General features: G+C 69.6%; 1 protein-coding gene. It reads left to right on the forward strand.

Annotated features, from left to right (window positions below; all coding sequences use genetic code 11):
* Window positions 1-421: alpha-glucosidase C-terminal domain-containing protein (locus IE97_RS0137810; protein WP_030252182.1), on the forward strand; the 421-nt coding region annotated here is incomplete at its 5' end.
* Window positions 422-582: the final 161 nt, after the last annotated feature.

A 582-nucleotide genomic window follows, 5' to 3' on the forward strand; every position in this document is an offset into this window, starting at 1 on the left:
CAGGCCCCGCGACTGGGACACCGCCGAGCGGGAGGGCCGCACCATCACCCCGCTGCTGACCCGCCTCAACACCATCCGCCGGGAACACCCGGCGCTGCACCGGCTCAGGAATCTCCGCTTCCACCACACCGACAACGAGGCGCTCCTCGCGTACAGCAAACGCACCGGTCCCGATGTCGTCCTGGTGGTGGTCAATCTCGACCCGCACCACACGCAGGAGGCCACGGTCTCGCTGGACATGCCGCAACTCGGCCTGGACCGTCACGAGCCCGTGCCGGTGCGCGACGAGCTCACCGGCGAGACCTACCAGTGGAGCGGGAACAACTACGTGCGCCTGGAGCCGGGGCGGGCTCCCGCGCACGTCTTCCACGTCCTGTCACCGCCCGCCGCGCGAGCGAACGGAGGGACAGGAACGTCATGACCGTGAACGAGCCGGTGCCGGACACCTTCGAGGACACACCCGCCGGGGACCGCGACCCGGAGTGGTTCAAGCGCGCCGTCTTCTACGAGGTGCTCGTCCGCTCGTTCCAGGACAGCAACGGCGACGGCGTCGGTGACCTGAAGGGCCTGACCGCCAAGCTC

It is taken from the genome of Streptomyces sp. NRRL S-455, assembly GCF_000717875.1.
GTDB lineage: Bacteria > Actinomycetota > Actinomycetes > Streptomycetales > Streptomycetaceae > Streptomyces.